The organism is Pseudenemella bisphenolivorans, from assembly GCF_051133435.1.
Taxonomy (GTDB): Bacteria; Actinomycetota; Actinomycetes; order Propionibacteriales; family Propionibacteriaceae; genus JAAYAO01.
Genome location: NZ_JBPGNY010000002.1, coordinates 275,323 through 294,818, shown reverse-complemented (window position 1 = coordinate 294,818; position 19,496 = coordinate 275,323). Strand labels below are relative to the sequence as shown.

The following is a 19,496-nucleotide window of genomic DNA, read 5'->3' as shown; positions in this document are numbered from 1 at the left end:
CGGCCGGTATCGGATTGCCCTGTTCGTCCAGGGTCGGTGGTGCTCCGGGACGGTCGTCGCCGAGATCGACCTTCGGCCGGGCCCCCACGCTGGGAATGTCCCGGTCGATGGCCGCGCCCAACACCACCGGTTCCAGGGCGCCGGCCGGTTCGTCGACCAGGTCGGCGAGGATGATCGTGATGTTGTCGGAGCCACCGGCCAGGTGGGCGTCCTTGACCAGCCGGGTCATCGCCTCGTCCGGATCGGCCTCCAACAGCCGGTCTTCGAGCACCTCGTCGGGGACGAAGCCGCACAACCCGTCCGAACAGATCAGCAGCCGGTCACCCAACTGGGCCTCGTGCAGGCTGAGGTCGGGGTCGTACTGCGGTTGGCCGTTCAGCACCCGCAACAGCAGCGAGCGGTGCGGGTGATAGGTGGCCTCCTCCTCGGTCAGACGGCCTTCGTCGACCAGCGACTGCACCCAGGAATGGTCGTGGGTGAGCCGGTGCAGGGTGCCGTCACGCAACAGGTAGATGCGCGAGTCGCCGATGTGGGCGACCGCGTACTGCCGATCGGTCAGCATCACCGCCGACACCGTGGTGCCCATCCCGTCCAGGGCGTGGTCGTCGGCGATCAGGTCGGCCAGGCTGTCGTTGGCCCGGCTGATCGCCCCGGCCAGCAGCACCAGGGTCTGCTCGGCGGCCGAAGCGTCGCGGTCGGTGGCCCAGGGGTTGGGGCGGTCTTCCTTGCTCTCGCCGTCTTCGTCCTCGTCGGCGTCGGTCAGTTCTGTTTCGGCCTGTGCTGCACCTGTCGGCTCTGCGGAGGCGGTCTCGGTGGTGTCGGACGGTTCGTCCTCGGTATCGAGCGGGTCGTCGGTGGCCTCGGGTTCGTCCGCGGTGCCGGTGGCTTCGCGGGCCGTGATCCGGCGGATCCGGTCGACCGCGGCAGCCGAGGCCAGGTCACCGGCGGCCGCACCGCCCATTCCGTCGGCCACCACCAACAGCGACTCGGTGGCATACCCCGAGTCCTGATTGTTCTTGCGGACCAAGCCGATCTCGGAATGGGCCACGAACTGAAACCGCCACGCCATTTCAGGCCTCGAGTTTCATCGTGGTGCGCCCGATCCGCACCGTGTCGTCCGGGCTGATCAGGGTGGGGACGGTGATGCGCTGGCCGTTGACGTAGGTGCCGTTGGTCGAGCCGAGGTCTTCGATGTACCAGCCGTCGGTGCTGTTGTTGACCCGCGCGTGTCTGGTCGAGACGTAGTCGTCGGCATCGAGTTTGATCTGGCACTCGTTGTTGCGGCCGATCAGAATCGGTGCCGAACTCAGGTCGGCGCGTTGACCGGTGCCGCTGGTGACCACCAGCTCGGTGGCGCGGTTCTTGCGGCCGCGGCGTTTACGGGATCGGCCGGACCCCTTCGGCGCCTCGATCTCGGGTAGGTCGGAGCGCGGCACGGTCCGTCCGAACAAGTCGGTACGGATCACCCCGCCGACCGACAAAATGAATGCCCAGATCAGCGCCAGAAGCAGCACTTTCAGTGCCGTGACGGCCAGCTCGCTCATTAAGCTCCCGCAGGTGCGTGGACCAGCATCCGGGTCGAGCCGATCTCGATGCGCGACCCCTCGCGCAGGTCGACCCGCGTGACCCGCTGACCGTCGACCGTAATGCCGTTGGTGGAGCCCAGGTCGACGATCTCGATCCGCAGGCGTCCGTCGTCCTCACCCACCTCGATGCGGGCGTGCTCGCGCGAAATGCCCGGATCGTTGACCCGCAGGTCGGCCGCCGAACCACGTCCGATGGTGAACCCGGGTGGGGTGAGCGGATGGCGCATGCCGTTGACCTCGAGCACCAGACGGGCGCGCTGGGTGCCGGCTTCGGGTGCACCCGACACCCCGGCGACGGCCTCGGAGGCGACGGTGAATCGCCCGGTGGGCAACTGATCGTCGTACTCGAAGTGGATCATGATCGGGCCGTTGAAGACGTAGCCGTTGCGGTTGGCGTGGGCCCGGAGTTCGGGGATGATCTCGCTGGTCAGCGTCTTGCCGTACGGGGTCAGTCGGTCGTAGTCGGCCGGTGACAGCCCGACGATGAACTCGTTCGGCACCAGTCGGCGATCGCGAGACAGCAAACGGGCCTCTGCGTCCAATTCACGGGTCAATCGGGCGGCGATCTCCACCGGTTCGACCTCACCCTTGAAGGCGCGCGCGAAGACGCCGCTGACGGCCCCCTCGAGGCGTTTTTCGAACTTGTCGAAAACCCCCATAGCCCCTCCTTCCGCAGGTATCCGCATCGAATCTTATGCGCCAAGTGCCGTCCGATGCCCAATCGGCCCCGGTGCGCTGGACATGAAGTCGTCGCGGTGCCATTACACCCGCACGGCCCAAGACCGCCGAGTCAGGCGTGAATCCGGCCCCGTCGGGCTTATGGATTCAACGCCGGGGCGGAGCATGATGGGGTGCATGACGACATGTGGTCCACGACAGGGCAGACTGTGGGGTTGAGGGGGAATCAGGCATGAACGAAGCGGGCCCGCTGCCGTGTCCCAACTGCGGCACACGCACCGAGGCGAACGCCGCTGCCTGCCCGCGCTGCGGACTGCCGCGCAACAACCCCGTCTTCGGCCCCGACAACTCCTATCTGGGCACGACCTTCGCCCCCGTCCGGCAGGCCCGGCCGACGCCGCCGGCTTCTCGGGGTGGGGCTGGTGGGCCCGGGTACGGGGCAGCACCGGCGTATGGGCCGCCCCCGGAGCACACCCCGTCGACGGTGCCCGAGCCGATGTCGACCGGGTCGCTGTCACCGGAGCAACAGTCACGGAAGAGCAGCCAGCGCAGGTTCGCCATCCTGCTGGGCGCGGTGGTGGTGATTCTGCTCGGGGTTGCCGCCGGCCTGATCATCGCCAACCTGCCCTCGGGTGACGACACCGTGGCCGTCCCGGCCAGCCAATCGGCCGTCGAACCGACCGCCGCCCCTTCACGCAGTGACGAGCCCCAGCCGACGGAATCGGAATCGGCCAGTAGTACGCCGACACCGTCGGCTTCGCTCAGCGAGTCTTCCGAGCCCAGCAGTTCTCCGGAGAGTTCGCCGACCAGCACGCCGGTCGAACCGGACCCCACCCCCATCCCGACGTCGGTGCCCGCCCCGAGCACCAAGGCGCCGCCGCCCCCGCGGCGGGACCCGGGAGACAGCGGACCGGTCTCGGGCACCGAGGAGTACGTCGCCCCCGGGTCGGGCGCCCGGTGCATCGGCCCGGCCGGTTGGGACAAGCAGGACTACGAGGGTGGTCTGCAGTGGTACACCGACGATGGTGAGGTGCTCTGCGGTGCGACTGACGGGGGTACCGACCGGGTGCGCGCGATGGTCGAGCAGGAGTGGGCGCAGAACTGGAAGATCACCCTGAGTCGAGGCGACGCCCGTCAGTACCGCGCGAGTGGGTATACCGACGACGGCCGGATCTTCTGGCTCGGCGCCAAGAACCGTCCCGGATCGGCCAAAACAGCGCTGACCTACTGGATCTACCCGAAGAGTGACAAAAAGGCCTACGACTCCTATGTCGAGCAGGCCTGGCAGCGGTTGACCCCGCCCTGAGCGGCGGAATCTCGCGAATGTGAGAGCCCGCGGGCCTTGTGCTAGGGTATCCCGGTTGGTTCACGCGAGTGAGCCCACGCGCGAGTGGCGGAACGGCAGACGCGCTGGCTTCAGGTGCCAGTGTCCCTTGGGACGTGGAGGTTCAAATCCTCTCTCGCGCACTTTGTGATGTCTCAGGACATCTGAAACCCCCGAACTTATGGTTTCGGGGGTTTTGTCGTGTTCGGGCGGGCTTGTAATGGCTGGTAGTTGCGGTTGGGGTTGAGGGTGAGTTCGCGGATGAGTTCGCCGGTTTGGGCGTGGATGACGGTGATGTCCAGGTCGTGGATGAGTAGTAGGACGGGTTGGCCGTTGTGTGCGCGTGGGATGCCGATGTGGTGGAGGCGGCCGGCGTGGCGCAGGGTGACGGCGCCTTCGTTGACTTTGTCGGTGCGGACGCGGTTGTGGGTTCGGTCTGTGGGTTCGGCGGTTGGGGTTGCCTTGGGTCGGGCCTGGTAGGCGGCGGCGGGGGTGCGTCTGTCCAGGGCGCGGTGTGGTCGTTGGTGGTTGTACTCGTGTCGGAACTGGTCGAGTAGGTGTTGTAGGTCGTCGGTGGTGGCGGGTTGGGTGTGTTGTCGGGTCAGCCATTTTTTGAGGGTTTGTTGGAAGCGTTCGACTTTGCCCTGGGTTTGGGGGTGGTTGCCTCGCCCGTTCTTCTGGGTGATGCCGAGGTTGGCCAGGGCGTGTTCGAAGGCGTTGCGTCCGCCGCGGACTCCGATCGAGGAGTGCCGGACGGTGTAGACCATGCCGTTGTCGGTGAGTGTGCTTGCTGGTGGTCCGTATGCGGTGATGGTTGCGTGGAAGGTGTCGAGCACGATGTGGCCGGTGATGCGGGGGTGGGCGCTGATGTGCAGCGCCATGCGGGAGTGGTCATCGAGCCAGGTGATGACCTCGGCCTGGGTGCCGGTGGTGAGGTGGTAGTGGGTGAAGTCGGATTGCCAGCACTCGTTGGGTTGCTCGGCGGCGAAGCGGGTGTAGGAGGCTTTGGGGCGTTTGGCCGGTTCGGGGTAGACCCGGTTGTGGCGGGTCAGGATCCGGGCGATCGTGGCTCGCGATGGTGGGTCGATCCCGGCCCGGGCCAGGTGCCAGGCGATCGTGTCCGGGCCGGCGTCGTGTCCGGCGGTGGTGAGCCGGTCGCGTTGGTCCAGGACCGCGTGAATGATTGGGGGTGGGGTGGTGCGGGGGTTGCTGCGGGGCCGTGTGGAGCGGGGTTCGAACGCCGCGGTGCCCTCGGTCCGGTACCGCGCCATCCAACGCGAGACCGTTGGTTCGGAGACTCCGTAGCGGCGGGCTGCCTCGGCTTGAGAGATACCCATCTGCACGACTGCGGTGATGACCAGCTTCGCCTTCGACACTCCAGCATCCGAACCGATACCGGTCTTTCACATGTCGTGAGACATGCCTTTCACATGTCATGAGACTCAACACTCTCTCGCGCACTTTGTGATGTCTCAGGACATCGGAATAGTCCGGACCTGCGTTGTGCAGGTTCGGACTCTTTGTTTTCCGCAGGTTTGCCGATGGGTCGCCGGTAGCGGGTGGGGTAGATGGCCTGGTCGGCACTGCTGGGCAGGGCCACCGTCAGAGGGTCATCGACACCAAGCTAGATATCAGAGTCGGAATCGGCAGCGTGAAGGAGGTTGCCGCATAGTCACCGGAAAACTGACACGTGTAGTTTCCCGGCCACGAAAAGACCACATATGGTTTGGCGTCCCAATCGTTCGGCCAGTCGAAGTCGTCGTCCGGATCCAGGTGCAGCCCGGCCGCCGCATGGCATACGTCGGTGGGTCGCTTCTGCGTCACGGCTACGAACTGCCAGGCCCAGAAGCCCGCAATGAGGCCGGTGATTACCGCAGCGGTCACCACCCGTTTTCGCCAGATGTTTGCCCGCCCCCACGCCAACGAAGCAACGACGAGAACCAATAGCACCGCACCGTGGGCGAGCACGGGTGGAAGCGCTCGAGCGGTTACCGGGAATACGAAAGCCACGAGTGGTTCCAACGCGAACAGCACCAAGGCGACCAGGGTAACTTTTCGTAGCCGCTCAGGGCCCTTGGGTGAGGTGTCGACGACTTGGTCCTGATCCATGTGTCGTCCAATCTCCACTTGCCTCCGACGAATACCTCGGTCCACACCGGCAGGTATTCGGCGCCATCAACTCTACTCCAGACGTTGGCCGTTGCGCCGATCCTGGCGACTCCGGCTGATTGTTGGCCTGCGTGCCGACCCGCCTCCTGACCTACTCGGTGACGCCCCGATCGGTGGGATCGGGCAAGTCGAGCTTCAGCAGATCCGTACTCCCGGCCCCGTCGACCGCGATCACCTGGCCGGAGATGAACCGGGCCGCGGGAGTGGCCAGGAACAGCACCGCGGCGGCGATGTCGGCACCATGACCGACCATGCCCAGCGGGTTCTTCCGCCGCGGACGTGGGCCCGGCACGGATTCGGCGAAGCGGCGGCCTCCCTCGGTGGCGCCGATCGCACCGGGCGCGACCGCATTCACCCGAATCCCGTACGGGCCCCACTCCACCGCGGCCGTGCGAGTCAAGGAATCCACACCCGCCTTCGCAGCAGCCACATGGGATTGCATCGCCACGCCCTTCAACTCGAAGGGCGCGCTGATGTTCACGATCACCCCGCCGTGCTCGCCGAGCCAGGCATCGAAGCAGGCCTTGGACACGTTGTAGGTGCCCATCAGGTCGATGTCGACCACGGTGCGAAAGCCGTTCGGTGAGATCCCGGTGATGGGGGCCGGAAAGTTGCCGGCTGCGTTGTTGACCACGATGTCGATTCGGCCGAAGCGTTCGACCACCCCGGCCATCACCCGCTGCACGGCCTCGGCATCGCGAACATCACAGACATCGACATGCACCGTGATGCCCTCGGCGCGCAGTTCGGCGGCCGTCGCCTCCAGGACCTCCTGCTTGCGACTGCAGATGGCGATCGACGCCCCGTGCGCGCCGAGCATCCGGCAGATCTCCTTGCCGATTCCGGTGCCGCCGCCGGTGACCACCGCCACCTGTCCGGCCAACACATCGGGACGAAACGGTGAGGCGGGAGGTGTTGCCGGCTCGTTCACGAATGGTCCTTCGCTCAACCGCCGCCCCGGGCCGGGACGACTCCGTCCCGGCAATCTAACCGCCCGACCGAACTCAGCCGTACTCCCGGTTCGTCCAGCGACCCCACCGACACCTGCCACACCTCTGGCAAGGCTTATCCTGCGCTGATGACCGAGCGCCTGTGGACCCCGACCTTCGTGGGGCTGTCGCTGGCCGGGCTGTGCAGTTCGATGATCTTCTACCTGCTCGTGCCGACGATGGCCGGCTACGCCATGGAGCGCTTCGGATCCGGCCCGACCGCCGCCGGTGCGCTGGCCTCGGTGTTCTTCATCGGCGCCCTGCTGGCCCGGCTGGTCTCGGGTTGGCTGGTGGAACGACTCGGCACCCGCCTGATGGCGCTGGTCGCGGTGTCGTTCTACCTGCTCACCACCGCCGGCTACCTGATCACCCCCACCATCGAAACCACGATGGGTCTGCGCCTGCTGAACGGGGTCGGCTTCGGCCTGTTCAGCTCCGCCCTGGCCACCGGCGTGATGATGATCGTGCCCGCCCGGCGCCGGGCCGAGGGGGCCGGCTGGTTCGGGGTGTCGCTCTCCCTGGCGATCGGGCTCGGCCCGTTTCTGGCTCTGCAACTCAAGTCGACCCCGTGGGGCATGCAGGCGGTCTTCGTCGCCGCTCTCGGCTGCGCCCTGGTGGCTTTCGTCCTGATCCTCACCGCCGGAGGGGGCCTGCCCGGCCACACCGCCCCCGAACCCGGCCACGAAAGTGGTGGGTGGCGCAACATGCTGGAAGGTCGCGCCGTGGGCATCGGCGTGGCGATGCTCTTCGGTGGTTTCACCTATGCCGCAATCCTCACCTTCCTGGACGAGGCCACCTCGGGCACGCATCTGGCCGCCGCCGCCGCCTGGTTCTTCCTGGTCTACTCGATCGGGGTGATGGTGGTCCGTCCGGTGGCCGGCCGGTTGCAGGACGCCCGGGGTGAGCGCATCGTGTTGATCCCTGCCTGGATCTTCAACGTGATAGCGGTGGCCATGGTGGCGTTCGCCAACCACGGTGCGGTGCTGCTGGCCGCGGCCGCGATCCTGGCGCTGGGCTGGGGGAGTATCACCACCGGCGCCCAGGCGGCAACGGTGAACCGGGTGCCGCCCGCTCGCACCGGTGCGGCCATCGCCACCTATTACTTCTTGCTCGACCTGGGCACCGGTATCGGCCCGATCGTCCTCGGCACACTGGTCGGCCCCTTCGGTTACCGGGGTGTCTTCATCGCGGCGGTGCTGGCCTGCGTGACCGGCTTCGTGGCCTATCTGGTGCACCTGCGCCGCCGGCCCCCGAGCCCCGGTATCGCTTCGGCATCGAACCCGGGATGACGCCTTCCCGTTCGCGCCGTCCGCTGGCTACCGTGCAGTAATGAAGCGAAAACTGCGCATCGGCGGGCTCGTACTGCTGGGGGTGCTGGTTCTGGCCGTGGTGGGTGGCTTCTGGTACGTGCGTCCGTTGCTGCTGACCGGCACCGGCTACGCCGCGCACAATGCCTGCGCCCTGGCCCACCTGGCCGACCGCGACCACAACAGCGATCTGCCCCCGAACCCGCTGGTGCCGCACCTGCGCGTCTCGTTGTCGCGCGACGGGGCGAGCGCCTCGATCTGGGGCTTCCTGGCCACCCAGAAAGCCTGGTACGAGGAAGGCGCCGGCTGCACGCTCCATTCGGGCAAGCGTGGTTCGCACGGCACGCTGACCCCGGTGACGTCCGGGCCCGGTCTGCCGGACGGGCCGCAAACCCCCGAGATCGACGAGGCCGTCACCCGTGCCTTCGGTGACGACCTGCCGGCCGACGAGCGCGAAACCCTCGGCACCCGCGCGGTGATCGTGGTGCACAAGGGCAAGATCGTGGCCGAACGCTATGCCGACGGTTTCGACGCCGAGACCCCGCAACTGGGCTGGTCGATGGCGAAATCGGTGACCAATCTGTTCGCCGGCATCCTGGTCGAACAGGGCCGGATCTCCCTCGACGACGACCACCTGCGTCCCGAATGGACCGACGAGCGCGCCGAGATCACTGTCGACGACCTGCTGCGAATGACCAGCGGTCTGGAATGGGACGAAACCTACGACCTCGGCACCCCGATCACCCGGATGCTCTACCTCGAACCCGACATGGCCGGATACGTCGCCGGCCTTCCGCCGGCGCACAAGCCCGGCGAATACCAGCAGTACTCCTCGGGCAGCACCAACGTGTTGTGCTCGGTGCTGGCCGAACGCAGCCGCCTCCTCGGGGTCGACATGCCCCGGCAGTTGCTCTTCGCCCCGCTCGGCCTGGGCTCGGCGGTGTTGGAGGCCGACACCACCGGCAACCCGGTGTGCTCGTCCTATCTGTGGGCGACCCCGCGCGATTGGGCGGTGATCGGCCAGTTCGCCCTGCAGGACGGGGTCTGGGAGGGAAAACGGATGCTGCCCGAGAACTGGATGGCCGAATCCGCCACCGCCCATGAGGTCACCGAAACCGAGGACCCCGGCTACGCCTCGGGCTGGTGGGCCAACAAGCTCCCCGACGGTTCGCTGGTCAACCCCGAACTGCCGGACGATGCCTACTGGGCCAGCGGTCACGACGGCCAGCGGATGTACATCGTGCCCTCGTCCGATCTGGTGGTGGTGCGGCTCGGGTTCAGCCCCGAACTCGAGGGCGACCAGATCCGCACCGATGAGTTGCTCGCCGAGGTGGTTGAGGCGGTCAAGTAGGCCGCGGCCACCGTCCGACATAATGCCGATATGACGACTCTCACCGCGGACCTGCTGAACGAGATCCTGGCCGAGGTGCGCGACGATCGGTCGGGCGAACTCGGTGCCCACCTGGCCGACTACGACCACCCGTGCCCGGACGCGTTGGCGATGGCGGTGTGTGACCTTGATGGCAACATCGTCTCCGCCGGTGACGACGACCGCCGCTTCGACCTGCAATCGGCGAGCAAACCCTTCGTCTACGCCCTGGCCCTGGGGATGCAGGGTGTCGCGGAGGTGCGCAAACGGATCGGGGTCGAGCCCTCCGGGGAGGCCTACAACGAGATCTCCCTCGAACCGGGTACCGGACGCCCCGCCAACGCGATGATCAACGCCGGGGCGCTGGTTGCACACTCCCTGGTCGGCGACCCGAAGGGGGACGGGTCGAAACGCTTCGAGAGCATCCGCCGGCTGATCAGTGAACTGGCCGGACGCGAGGTGCAGATCGACGAGGAGATCGCCGGCATCGAATCGCGCCTGGCACATCGCAACCTGGCGATCGCCCACCTGCTCGCCGAGGAGGGGGTGCTGGTCGACGACCCCCACGAAGTGGTCGAGGGCTACGGCAAACAGTGCGCGCTGGCGGTCGATGTGTGCGAACTCGCCACAATGGCCGCCGTGTTGGCGGGCGGTGGCATCCACCCGACCAGCGGGGAACGACTGATCGATCGCCAGGCCGTCCGCTATGCCACCAGCGTGATGTTCACCTGCGGCATGTACGACGATGCGGGTGACTGGGTCTACGAGGTGGGCCTGCCGGCCAAGAGCGGGGTGTCGGGCTGCCTGATGGCGGTTGTGCCCGGACGTTTCGGGGTCGCGGCTTATTCACCACGGCTGGACGAGCACGGCAACAGCGTGCGGGCCTCCCGGGCGATCGGGCAGTTGTCGCAACGGCTGCGCCTGCACGTCCTGGATTCGCGTGGTGACCTGATCGAGGAGCGTTGAGATGGGCCGGCTCAGCGCCTTTCTGAAGCGGATCCCGCAGCGGTTCTGGTTCATTCCCGCGGTCTACATCGCCGGGGCGGTGGTGTTGGCCCAACTGCTGGTGGGCCTGGACCGCAGCAGCCTGCCGGTGCCCGCCCCGGTGAAGGGCTTCCTGACCGATGTCGGTGTGGACGGCGCTCGCGCCCTGCTGTCGTCGGTGGCGACCTTCCTGGGGGTGGCCGGCACCGCCTTCTCGATCACCATCTCGGTGGTCAGTACCGCGTCCACCACATACGGGCCCCGGCTGGTGCGCAACTTCATGCGCGACCGCAAGAACCAGACCGTGCTGGGTGTGTTGGTGGCCACCTTCGTCTACACCCTGTTGGTGTTGCGCACGATCCACTCCGCGACCGACGACGGATCGGCCTTCGTGCCGCACCTGGCGGTGAACTTCGCGATCGTGCTGGGCGTGATCGACGTGATCCTGTTCGTCTGGTTCATTCACCACATCGCCGAATCGGTGCAGGTCGAAACCCTGTCCAGCAACGCCAAATACGACTTCGAACGGGCACTGTCGCAGAACTGGATCGACCCCGACGACGACCGCGCCGACCGCCGCGAACCACCGGTGGACGGCGGTACGCCGCTGACCCTGGGCCGCGCCGGCTACCTGGTGATGATCGACCGCCAGGCCCTGGCCCGCGACCTGGCCGCCTGCGGGGCACAGTTGCGGGTGCTGAAACGTCCCGGCGATCAGGTGATGGCCGAGGAACCGGTGGCTCTGGCCTGGCCCGAATCTGCCGCCGAGGACGCCCAACGCCAGATGCGCGACCACATTCATGTCGCCCAATCGCGCACCACCGATCAAGACCTGCGCTTCGCCGAACAGCAGGTCGTCGAACTCGCGGTGCGGGCCCTGTCCAGCGGCACCAACGACCCCTACACCGCGATCAACGCGATCGAGCAGGTCACCGCCGGCATCCTCACCGCCGTGTCCAGGTCGGAGTCGGCCAATGCGCTGTTGGACGACGACGGTGAGCCCCGGCTGTACCTGCGTCCGATACCGGTGCACGAGATCGTCAGCACGCCCTTCGACCACATCCGGCCCTATGCCACCGGGAACGCCCTGGTGCTCACCGCCCTGGTCGATCTGGCCGCCCGGGTGCGCGCCGCCGCGGTCGACCCGTCGGTGGCCGCGATCGCCGACCGTCAGGTCGACACCCTGCTCGAGGTCGCCGACCTCGACCCCCGCGAACACGAGGCGCTGACCGCACACATCAAGCTCAGCCGCGACCGCTCGATGTACGCGCCCCCGAGCCAACCCTGAGAGGTGGTGGAATGACCACACGCCACCGTCGAGACCACCGAAGGGTGACACCCATGACCACAGCCACCGGAACCTTCACCGTCGAGATGGCCGGGGCGGAGTCGCCCCTGACCGGCGCGATCCGGGCCGACCTGACCAAGACCTGGACGGGAGAGTTGGCCGGAACCAGCACCGGGGTGATGCTCTCGGCCGGGGACGCGAGCACCGGATCGGCAGGTTATGTGGCGATCGAGGTCTTCACCGGTTCGGTGCACGGAGTCGAGGGCGGCTTCGCCTTCCTGCAACTGGCCACGATGGACGGCGGCGTCCCGCAGATGTCGTACGTGATCTCGCCCGGTTCGGGAACCGGCGGCCTGACCGGAATCACCGGCACCCTCGACCTGGATGTGATCGACGGCGAACACCGCGTCAGCCTGGATTACCGGCTGGGCGGATAATGGGCGGATGGCCCGGTTGGACGTGTGGTTGTGGTCGGTGCGGTTGTTCAAGACCCGCACCATGGCCACCGATGCAGTGCGCGGCGGCCACATCCGGGTGAACGGCAAGCCGTCCAAACCGGCCCAGCAACTCAAACCCGGTGACCTGGTGACCGTGCGCCAGCCCGGCTGGGAACGCAAGTTCGAGGTGCGTCAACTGCTCACCAAGCGGGTGGGCGCGAAGATCGCCGAAGAGGCCTACCTCGACCACTCCCCGGAACGGCCCGCCCACCTGTCCACGCCGGTTGCCCGCCGCGACCGGGGTACGGGACGGCCGACCAAGCGCGAACGCCGCGAGATCGACCGGCTGCGCGGACGATCCTCGCGCTGAGGCCGACCCCGAGCGACCATGCGGGGTGACCCCCGGTCACGTCCGGGGTCAGGTCAGTGCCGCCGAAGGGAAACCATCGATAGTCCTGCGAGGCCCCGGCCGATGAGGCTGGAACCATGAACACTCAGCGCACCGCCACTCCCGCTACCGCCGGCACTCCCGCCACCGCCGGCACGCTCGCCGCAGCCACCAAGCTTGCCATCGGCCTCGCCTTCATCATGACAGGCACCCTTTGCGCGCTCTTCTTCGTCACCAACACCGAGGTGCCCACCTGGGTGATCCTGCTCGGACGCTGGATTCCGGCACTCGCCTCCCTGGCCGCCCTACTGATCGTCGGTCACCGCAAGGTCGCCGAGACCTGGCGGCTGCGACCAGTGTCGTTCCGCAACATCGCCACGTCCTACGGTCTCGCCCTGGCAGTGATGCTCGTGGTGCTCGCCGTCCCGGTGCTGGCCTCCTTGGCAGTCGGCGCCGACCCGATCGGGGCAGACCAACTGCTGTTCGCTCTGCCCCTGTTGCTGCTCGGCCCCCTGCTGTTCGGGCTGAGCACCCTGGGGGAGGAGGTGTTGTGGCGCGGACACCTGCTCTCGGCGTGGCGGCACTGGGGGTTCTGGCCGATGTCGTTGGCGATCGCCGGAATCTGGATGGCTTGGCATCTTCCGCTGCACGGTCTGATGTGGCATCAGGGCCTGCTCAGCACCACCGAGGCGCTCACCAGCACGATCGGCATCGCCTTCTGGTCACCCCTGCTGACCGCCCTGGTACTGCGCATGGGCACGGTCTGGCCGGCGGTCTTCGCGCACGCGGTGCCGGCCTCGTCACTGAACCTGATCACCGAAGCCGGAAGGGCCCACCCCCCGGCCTATTGGACGGTGGTGGTCGCCTCCTGGTTGGTGATGTTGCTGGCCACCGTGGCGATTCGCCGGCTGAGCAACCCGGTTCAGAAGCCGCCGCGCGCGGTGGTGAACCCGCCGTCCACCGCGATCGACTGACCGGTCACCCACTCCGATTCCGCAGACAACAGCATCACCGCCATACTCGCGATGTCGTCGGGCCGCCCCAACCGGCCCAGCGGGTAGTCGCGGGCATGAGCCTCGAGGTTCTGCCGGGCCGTGGCCGAGACATCGTCGGCTCCGGCCTTGCGGGCGTGCCGCTCGGCGGCCGAGACCAGCATCGGGGTCGGTACCTCGCCGGGGCAGATCGCATTGACCCGAATCCCGTCCGGCCCGTAATCCACCGCCAACTGACGGGTAAGCGACACCACCCCGCCCTTGGCGGCCGCATAGTGCGGAATCCCCGGCAACCCGACCAGCCCGGCGACGCTGGCGATGTTCACGATCGAGCCGCCGCCGAGTTGCTGCATTCCCTCGATCAAGAACTTCGAGGCCAGCCACACACCCTTGAGGTTGACCGCGATCATCTGGTCCCACTGTTCCTCCGGCATCTGCGCCGACGGGTTCCAACTCGAGATACCGGCCGAGGCCACCACGCCGTGCATCGGGCCGAGGGCCTCGGTGGCCTGCTCCGCGGCCCGGGCCATCTGCGCGAAGTTGGTGACATCGGCCTCCACCGCGAAGGCCTCGGAGCCGAGTTCCTGCACCCGCGCGGCGGTGTGCTCGGCCACCTCGAGGCGCTGGTCGAGGCAGGCCACCTTGGCCCTCTCGCGGGCACCCAGTTCGGCGGTTGCCGCTCCCAGACCGGAGCCCGCCCCGGTGATGAAGATCGCTTGTCCGTCGAGTCGAGCCATGTTTCCTCCCGGTGCTTGTGAGGGCGCACTGCGTCCCGGCACGGCCATTATGGTCACGCCGGTACGCACAGCGACCTCTTCGGCGACCCACCGGGACGGCCGGCTCACCAGGCCCGGCTGCCCACCCCGCCGTCCGGAGCGATCTCGGCGATCCGCTGCAGATCCTCGGCGGTGAGCTGCACCGCTGCCGCCGCGACGTTCTGGGCGACTCGGTCGGGGTTGCGCGAGCCCGGAATCGGGACGATGTCGGGGCGTTGGGCGAGCAGCCAGGCCAGCGCCACCTGGGCCAGGGAAGCGCCCTTCTCGGCGGCGAGACCGGTGAGCCCGGCGACGATCTCGAGGTTGGCGTCGAAGTTCTCCGGGGCCCACCAGCCGATGTGTTGGCGGAAATCATCGGCCCCGTACTCACTGCGCGGACGCACCGCACCCGACAAGAAGCCGCGCGCCAGCGGTGAGTAGGCCACCAGCCCGATGTCGAGCTCGTCCAGCACCCGCCAGAAAGACTCGGTCTCGCGGGCGAAGATCGAATACTCCGCCTGCAGCACCGAGATCGGGTGCACCGCATGGGCCTTGCGGATCTGCTCGGGGCCGGTGTTCGACAGGCCGAGGTGGCGCACCTTGCCCGCGGTGACGAACTCGGCCATCACCCCGACCACCTCTTCGACCGGCACCTGCGGGTCGTGCACGTGCTGGTACAGCAGGTCGATGTGATCGGTGCCGAGGTTGCGCAGGCTCGCCTCGACCACCTCGCGAATGTGCTCGGGCCGCGAATCGGGGGCGAAGGACGGGGTGAAGCCGAACTTGGTCGCGATCGTCACTTCGTCCCGAATCGGCGCCAGAGCCGTGCCGAGCAGTTTCTCGCCCGTGCCCCAGCCGTACATCTCGGCGGTGTCGAAGTGGGTCACACCGAGTTCGTGGGCCTTGCGGATCGCGGCGATCGACTCGCTGTCGTCGGCCGGGCCGTAGCCGACCGCGGTGCCCATCGAGCCGTAGCCGATGGCGCTCACCACGAGTCCTTGGCCGAGGGTGCGCTGTTCCATGATCATCTCCTGAGTCATACCAAACGGTTTGGTTTGACTCTAGTTGTTCCCGGGCCCGGACGGAACCCCCGTATCCTTCGGTCATGGCCACCGAACCCACTCGCGACCGCATCGTCGCCGCAGCGACCGCGGAGTTCGCCGAGCACGGCATCGCCGGTGCCCGGGTGGAACGGATCGCCGACACCGCCCGCACCAGCAAGGAACGGGTGTACGCCTACTTCCGCGGCAAGGGTGAGCTCTACCGCTTCGTCGTCGCCCGGGAACTCGCCGCGATGGGTGAAGCCGTGCCCCTGGACGCCGCCGACCTGCCCGGCTACGCGGTGCGGGTGCACGATCATCTGGTTGCCCATCCCGAGCGGCTGCGATTGATGCGCTGGGGTGAACTCGAACCGACCGCCACCCAGGATCCGGACGACCCCTACCGGGCGTTGATCACCGGCAAGGTCGAACAGATCCGCGCCGCCCAGGAAGCCGGCGTCCTCAACCAGGATTGGGATCCGTGGGATGTGTTGGTCTTCGTCAGCCAGCTCGCGACCGCTTGGGCAGGACAGGCCGGCACCTTCACCGCGAAGAAGCAGCGGGACGCCTTCCTGGCTGCCCGGCGCGCGGCAATCGAGACCGCGGTGCAGAGACTCTTCCCCCGCACGTCCGCCTGAAAAGACCGGATGAGACCCCGGATAAGGACCTCAGACCCAGCCGTTGTCGGTGGCGGTGCGCAGGGCCTCGGCCCGGTTGCGGGCACCGAGTTTGCCGATCGCGGCGCTCAAATAGTTGCGGACGGTGCCCTCCGACAGGTGCACCCGGGCGGCGATCTGCTCGGTGGAGGCCCCACCGGCCGAGGCCGCCAACACCAGCGCCTCGCGCTCCGACAACGGGCTCGACCCGATCGACAGGGAAGCCACCGCCAGTTCCGGATCGACCACGTGCATCCCCGTGGCGACCCCGCGGATGCCTTGGATCAACCGCTCCACCGGAGCGTCCTTGACCAGAAAACCGACCGCCCCGTTCGCCATCGAACGTTGCAGATAGCCGGGACGACCGAAGGTGGTCACCACGATCACCCGCGCTTCGGGGGCGGCCTGCAACAGGGCCGGAATCGCGTCGATCCCGTCCTCGGCGTCGAGACCGCCGTCGGGCATCTGCACGTCCAGCAACACCACATCGGGTTGGGTTTCGGCGCAGACCCGCACCACCTCGGCGCAGGTCGCGGCGCGGCCGACCACCGTCAGGTCGTCCTCCAGGTCCAGCGTCGTGGCCAGCGCCGACCGGATCAGCCCCTGGTCGTCGGCGATCACCACCCGGATCATGCCGTCACCTCCGCCCAACCGGCCTCGACATTGTCGTGCAGCACCGCCCGGATGGTGGTGCCACCCGAACCCGAATCCACCTCAAGGGTGCCACCGGCCTGTTCGATGCGCTCGGTCAGCCCGCGCAATCCCGTGCGGCGTTTGGTCCTTGCGAAGCCGTGTCCGTCATCAATCACCGCCACGCAGTCGTCGGCCACCTCGATGGTGCAGGTCGCGGCGCCGGAGTGCCGCACCACATTGGTCACCCCTTCGCGCACCACATAACCGAAGGCCTCCGAGCGAACGTCGTCCAGCACCGGCAGCGCGGACGGTACCCGGCATTCGATGCCGGCAGCCTGCAGCACCGAGCGGGCCGAGGCGATCTCGCTGGCCAATCGCACCTCGTGCATGCCCGAGGCGGTCGACCGCACGTCCGCCAAGGCCTGCCGGGCGACCTCGGCGACCTGCTCGATCTCGCTGCGGGCGTCCTCGTCGGAGCGACCGACCAGTCGGGAGGCCAGGTCGGCCTTCACCGCGATCGTGGTGAGCGAGTGACCCAGGATGTCGTGCAGATCGCGTCCGATCCGTTCGCGTTCGGCCGCCACCGCCAACACCGCGGTACGTTCCTCGGCCAGGGCCAGGGCCCGTTTCACCCGTTCGGATTCCAGCCCCGAGCCCAACCCCCAGCCCAGTGTGATCGCCATCAGGGCCATCACCACGCCGAACATGTCCATCCGCAGCACCGACAGTCCCACCGTCATCGACGAGGTGGCGATGATCACCATCCGGGCATGCCGCCAGGTGATCAGGTAGGCGGATATCGACGTGACGAAGGGTGCGAAGTAGTAGAACCGCGAGTGCGGGTCGATAAAGCCCATCGACATGATGGTCAAGCACAGTCCGAGCAGCCACAGCCAGCGCCGGGTCTCCGGCCAATGTGCCACCAGGGGTGACCCCAGATAGAACACCAGGATCGCCCCCGCACACAGGAACATCAGCGTCCAGGTGAGCGGGGTGTAGTCCTGGGCGAACAGCATCGGGACGAACACGAACAGCGAACTCGGCAGGATGTAGCCGGCTCCCTGGGCCAGTGCCCGGCGCCACCACGGCAGCCCGACGGCGTCGGGGTTGAAGGCCGGGGCGGTGGTGTCGGTCTGGATCACGATCACGTTCTTCGGCAGCAGGGTCAGCGGCGCGAGGTGCGCACTGCCTGACGGTATCCCAGCGTCGCGATCAACAGCAGCCCCAGCAGCCAGATGCCGATCACGAGCACCCCGCGCCAGGGGAAGTCGCCACCCAGCACCGGCCACAGGCCGATCTGCCCGGCCCAGTGGGTCGGCAACAGCTTGCCGATGAACTGCATCGTGGACGGCATCATGTCCAGCGGGAACCACAGCCCTCCGAGCATCGACAGGGCGAGCATGGTCAAGGTGGTGGCCGCCCCGGCCGCGGCCGGCTTCAGCCACAGGCCGAGCACCAGACCCAGCAACACCATCGGCAACAGGGTGACCACGATCAGCACCAGGGACGACGCCCACACCTGGGCGTCCAGCCGCACCCCGCGCAGGGCACCGGCCAGGTAGACGATGCCGATCGCCGGCACCACCACCCCGACCGCGGTGGTGATCTTGCCGATCAGGAATTGGGTGGGGGTCAGGGAGGTGAGCATCAACTGGCGGAACCAACCACTGCTGCGTTCGACTTGGATCTGGTTGCCCGCGCTCATCGCCGCGCCGAGTCCGCCGTAGGTGGCCATCGTGATCATCATCGCCGCGGCCACGCTGACCCCGCCGGCGGCCTCCTGGTCGCCGTAGATGCCGGAGAAGAACAGGTACATCGTGGTGGGCATCGCCACCACGAAGGCGATGAAGGTCCAATCCCGCAGGGTTTGCAGCAGGCTCTGGACGATGTAGTGCGCGAACGGGTTGGTGCCGCGGCGGGGTGCCTCGGGGCGGGTGATGGCGGTGTCCATGGCAGACATGGGGTGGTCCTTTCGGTGGTCAGGCGACCAGTTCGACGAAAGCGTCTTCGAGGCTGGGGGAGGTGATGTCGACGTCACGGACCTCCGGGTCGGTGAGCAGGGCCCGCAGGGCGGCATCGGAATCGGAGCAGTTCAGCACCCAGCCACCGTTCTCGGCGGCGACCGAGACCACGCCGGGCAGCTCGTCCCAGTTCCGGGCGGGCCCGTGGAAGCGGATGTGGCGGCCACCCACGATCGACTTGATCTCGTCCCCGGTGCCGTCGGCCACCACTCGTCCGGCGTTCATCACCACGATCCGGTCGGCGAAGTCGTCGGCCTCCTCGAGGTAATGGGTGGCGAACATGATGGTGCGGCCGCCGTCGGCGAGATCGTCCATCGTGGCCCAGAACCGGCGGCGGGCGTCGACGTCCATGCCCACGGTCGGCTCGTCGAGGATCAACAGCCGCGGGTCGGACATGATCGCCAGGGCGAAGCGGAGCCGCTGGGCCTGGCCGCCGGACAGCTTGCCCACACCGGAGCGCAGGATCGGCCCCAACTCGGCCCGTTCGATCACCTCGTCCATCGGCAATGGGTGGCGGTGCAAGCCGTGCATCAGGCGCAGCAGATTGCGCACCGAGGTTTCGGCCAGCAGGGTGCCGTTCTGCAACATCGCGCCGGTGTCGCCGCTGCGCACCGCGGCGATCGGCGAACTGCCGAAGACCTCGATCCGGCCGCTCTCAACCCCGGTGAGGCCGATCACCGCTTCGGTGGTGGTCGACTTGCCCGCCCCATTGGGGCCGAGCAGGGCCAGGATCTGGCCCGCCGGGACGTGCAGATCGAGGTCGTCGACGGCCACCAGGTCGCCGAAGCGCTTGGTGAATCCGGTGATGGAAATCGCAGGGGTGTCGTTCATAAGTCCAGTTTCGAACTTCGGCGGTATGCCGCGGTATCCCGCAACGTCA

Annotated in this window: 20 protein-coding genes, 1 tRNA gene and 1 pseudogene; 10 read left to right on the top strand and 12 right to left on the bottom strand. The window is 67.6% G+C overall.

Annotated features, from left to right (window positions below; genetic code table 11):
• Positions 1-340: 340 nt before the first annotated feature.
• The 3 genes and pseudogenes from ACR4XW_RS06240 to ACR4XW_RS06230 form a co-directional block, all read right to left on the bottom strand.
• Positions 341-1,069: pseudogene (locus tag ACR4XW_RS06240) on the bottom strand (PP2C family protein-serine/threonine phosphatase); the annotation flags it as partial.
• A gap of 1 nt (position 1,070) precedes the next feature.
• On the bottom strand, positions 1,071-1,544 hold the full coding sequence (locus ACR4XW_RS06235) for an FHA domain-containing protein FhaB/FipA (RefSeq protein WP_434759669.1): 474 nt from the start codon (positions 1,542-1,544) through the stop codon (positions 1,071-1,073).
• Positions 1,544-2,245: an FHA domain-containing protein gene (locus ACR4XW_RS06230; protein WP_434759668.1), complete on the bottom strand. Its 702-nt coding sequence runs from the start codon at positions 2,243-2,245 to the stop codon at positions 1,544-1,546. Before ACR4XW_RS06230 ends, ACR4XW_RS06235 begins: the two co-directional genes overlap by 1 nt.
• 251 nt (positions 2,246-2,496) lie before the next feature.
• Here ACR4XW_RS06230 and ACR4XW_RS06225 point away from each other — a divergent pair, with 251 nt between their 5' ends.
• On the top strand, positions 2,497-3,570 hold the full coding sequence (locus ACR4XW_RS06225; RefSeq protein WP_434759667.1) for a zinc ribbon domain-containing protein: 1,074 nt from the start codon (positions 2,497-2,499) through the stop codon (positions 3,568-3,570).
• 78 nt (positions 3,571-3,648) lie between these two features.
• Positions 3,649-3,731 (top strand) — tRNA-Leu (locus tag ACR4XW_RS06220).
• Between the two features lie 36 nt (positions 3,732-3,767).
• Here the strand turns inward: ACR4XW_RS06220 and ACR4XW_RS06215 are convergent.
• The 3 genes from ACR4XW_RS06215 to ACR4XW_RS06205 form a co-directional block, all read right to left on the bottom strand.
• Entirely contained in the window at positions 3,768-4,964 is a 1,197-nt protein-coding gene (locus tag ACR4XW_RS06215; RefSeq protein WP_434759666.1) for an IS481 family transposase, read from the bottom strand.
• Between the two features lie 226 nt (positions 4,965-5,190).
• Complete coding sequence (locus ACR4XW_RS06210; RefSeq protein WP_434759665.1) at positions 5,191-5,697, bottom strand: hypothetical protein; 507 nt, start codon at positions 5,695-5,697, stop codon at positions 5,191-5,193.
• A 151-nt stretch (positions 5,698-5,848) separates the two neighbouring features.
• Positions 5,849-6,688 (bottom strand): SDR family oxidoreductase, encoded by an 840-nt coding sequence (locus ACR4XW_RS06205; protein WP_434759664.1) that lies wholly within the window; start codon positions 6,686-6,688, stop codon positions 5,849-5,851.
• 147 nt (positions 6,689-6,835) lie between these two features.
• Between ACR4XW_RS06205 and ACR4XW_RS06200 the strand changes: the two genes are divergently transcribed.
• The 7 genes from ACR4XW_RS06200 (at position 6,836) to ACR4XW_RS06170 (ending at position 13,493) form a co-directional block, all read left to right on the top strand.
• A complete protein-coding gene (locus tag ACR4XW_RS06200; protein ID WP_434759663.1) occupies positions 6,836-8,035 on the top strand; it encodes an MFS transporter in 1,200 nt (399 codons plus the stop codon).
• A 40-nt stretch (positions 8,036-8,075) separates the two neighbouring features.
• A complete protein-coding gene (locus ACR4XW_RS06195) occupies positions 8,076-9,404 on the top strand; it encodes a serine hydrolase domain-containing protein (RefSeq protein ID WP_434759662.1) in 1,329 nt (442 codons plus the stop codon).
• 30 nt (positions 9,405-9,434) lie between these two features.
• Positions 9,435-10,388: a glutaminase A gene (glsA, locus tag ACR4XW_RS06190; RefSeq protein ID WP_434759661.1), complete on the top strand. Its 954-nt coding sequence runs from the start codon at positions 9,435-9,437 to the stop codon at positions 10,386-10,388.
• A gap of 1 nt (position 10,389) precedes the next feature.
• Positions 10,390-11,694, top strand: a complete 1,305-nt coding sequence (locus ACR4XW_RS06185) for a DUF2254 domain-containing protein (protein ID WP_434759660.1) — start codon at positions 10,390-10,392, stop codon at positions 11,692-11,694.
• Between the two features lie 53 nt (positions 11,695-11,747).
• Positions 11,748-12,131 carry a DUF3224 domain-containing protein gene (locus tag ACR4XW_RS06180; protein WP_434759659.1) on the top strand — a complete coding sequence of 128 codons (384 nt, stop codon included), beginning with the start codon at positions 11,748-11,750 and terminating at the stop codon, positions 12,129-12,131.
• Positions 12,132-12,138: 7 nt separating this feature from the next.
• Positions 12,139-12,501 carry an RNA-binding S4 domain-containing protein gene (locus ACR4XW_RS06175; protein ID WP_434759658.1) on the top strand — a complete coding sequence of 121 codons (363 nt, stop codon included), beginning with the start codon at positions 12,139-12,141 and terminating at the stop codon, positions 12,499-12,501.
• Between the two features lie 116 nt (positions 12,502-12,617).
• The gene (locus ACR4XW_RS06170) at positions 12,618-13,493 is read left to right on the top strand and encodes a CPBP family intramembrane glutamic endopeptidase (protein WP_434759657.1); all 876 of its coding nucleotides are present in this window, start codon (positions 12,618-12,620) and stop codon (positions 13,491-13,493) included.
• Here ACR4XW_RS06170 and ACR4XW_RS06165 read toward each other — a convergent pair.
• Positions 13,442-14,248 carry an SDR family NAD(P)-dependent oxidoreductase gene (locus tag ACR4XW_RS06165; RefSeq protein ID WP_434759656.1) on the bottom strand — a complete coding sequence of 269 codons (807 nt, stop codon included), beginning with the start codon at positions 14,246-14,248 and terminating at the stop codon, positions 13,442-13,444. The two genes, ACR4XW_RS06170 and ACR4XW_RS06165, sit on opposite strands and share 52 nt — an antisense overlap.
• 104 nt (positions 14,249-14,352) lie before the next feature.
• Entirely contained in the window at positions 14,353-15,288 is a 936-nt protein-coding gene (locus tag ACR4XW_RS06160) for an aldo/keto reductase (protein WP_434759655.1), read from the bottom strand.
• Positions 15,289-15,371: 83 nt separating this feature from the next.
• On the opposite strand from ACR4XW_RS06160, the gene ACR4XW_RS06155 reads away from it, so the two are divergent.
• Positions 15,372-15,944 carry a TetR/AcrR family transcriptional regulator gene (locus tag ACR4XW_RS06155; RefSeq protein ID WP_434759654.1) on the top strand — a complete coding sequence of 191 codons (573 nt, stop codon included), beginning with the start codon at positions 15,372-15,374 and terminating at the stop codon, positions 15,942-15,944.
• 30 nt (positions 15,945-15,974) lie between these two features.
• Here ACR4XW_RS06155 and ACR4XW_RS06150 read toward each other — a convergent pair whose 3' ends face one another.
• The 4 genes from ACR4XW_RS06150 to ACR4XW_RS06135 are packed head-to-tail and all read right to left on the bottom strand — an operon-like array spanning position 15,975 to position 19,447.
• On the bottom strand, positions 15,975-16,595 hold the full coding sequence (locus ACR4XW_RS06150; RefSeq protein ID WP_434759653.1) for a response regulator transcription factor: 621 nt from the start codon (positions 16,593-16,595) through the stop codon (positions 15,975-15,977).
• Positions 16,592-17,737 carry a sensor histidine kinase gene (locus ACR4XW_RS06145; protein WP_434759652.1) on the bottom strand — a complete coding sequence of 382 codons (1,146 nt, stop codon included), beginning with the start codon at positions 17,735-17,737 and terminating at the stop codon, positions 16,592-16,594. Before ACR4XW_RS06145 ends, ACR4XW_RS06150 begins: the two co-directional genes overlap by 4 nt.
• Before the next feature lie 23 nt (positions 17,738-17,760).
• A complete protein-coding gene (locus ACR4XW_RS06140) occupies positions 17,761-18,555 on the bottom strand; it encodes an ABC transporter permease (RefSeq protein WP_434759651.1) in 795 nt (264 codons plus the stop codon).
• 19 nt (positions 18,556-18,574) lie between these two features.
• Positions 18,575-19,447 carry an ABC transporter ATP-binding protein gene (locus ACR4XW_RS06135; RefSeq protein ID WP_434759650.1) on the bottom strand — a complete coding sequence of 291 codons (873 nt, stop codon included), beginning with the start codon at positions 19,445-19,447 and terminating at the stop codon, positions 18,575-18,577.
• Positions 19,448-19,496: the final 49 nt, after the last annotated feature.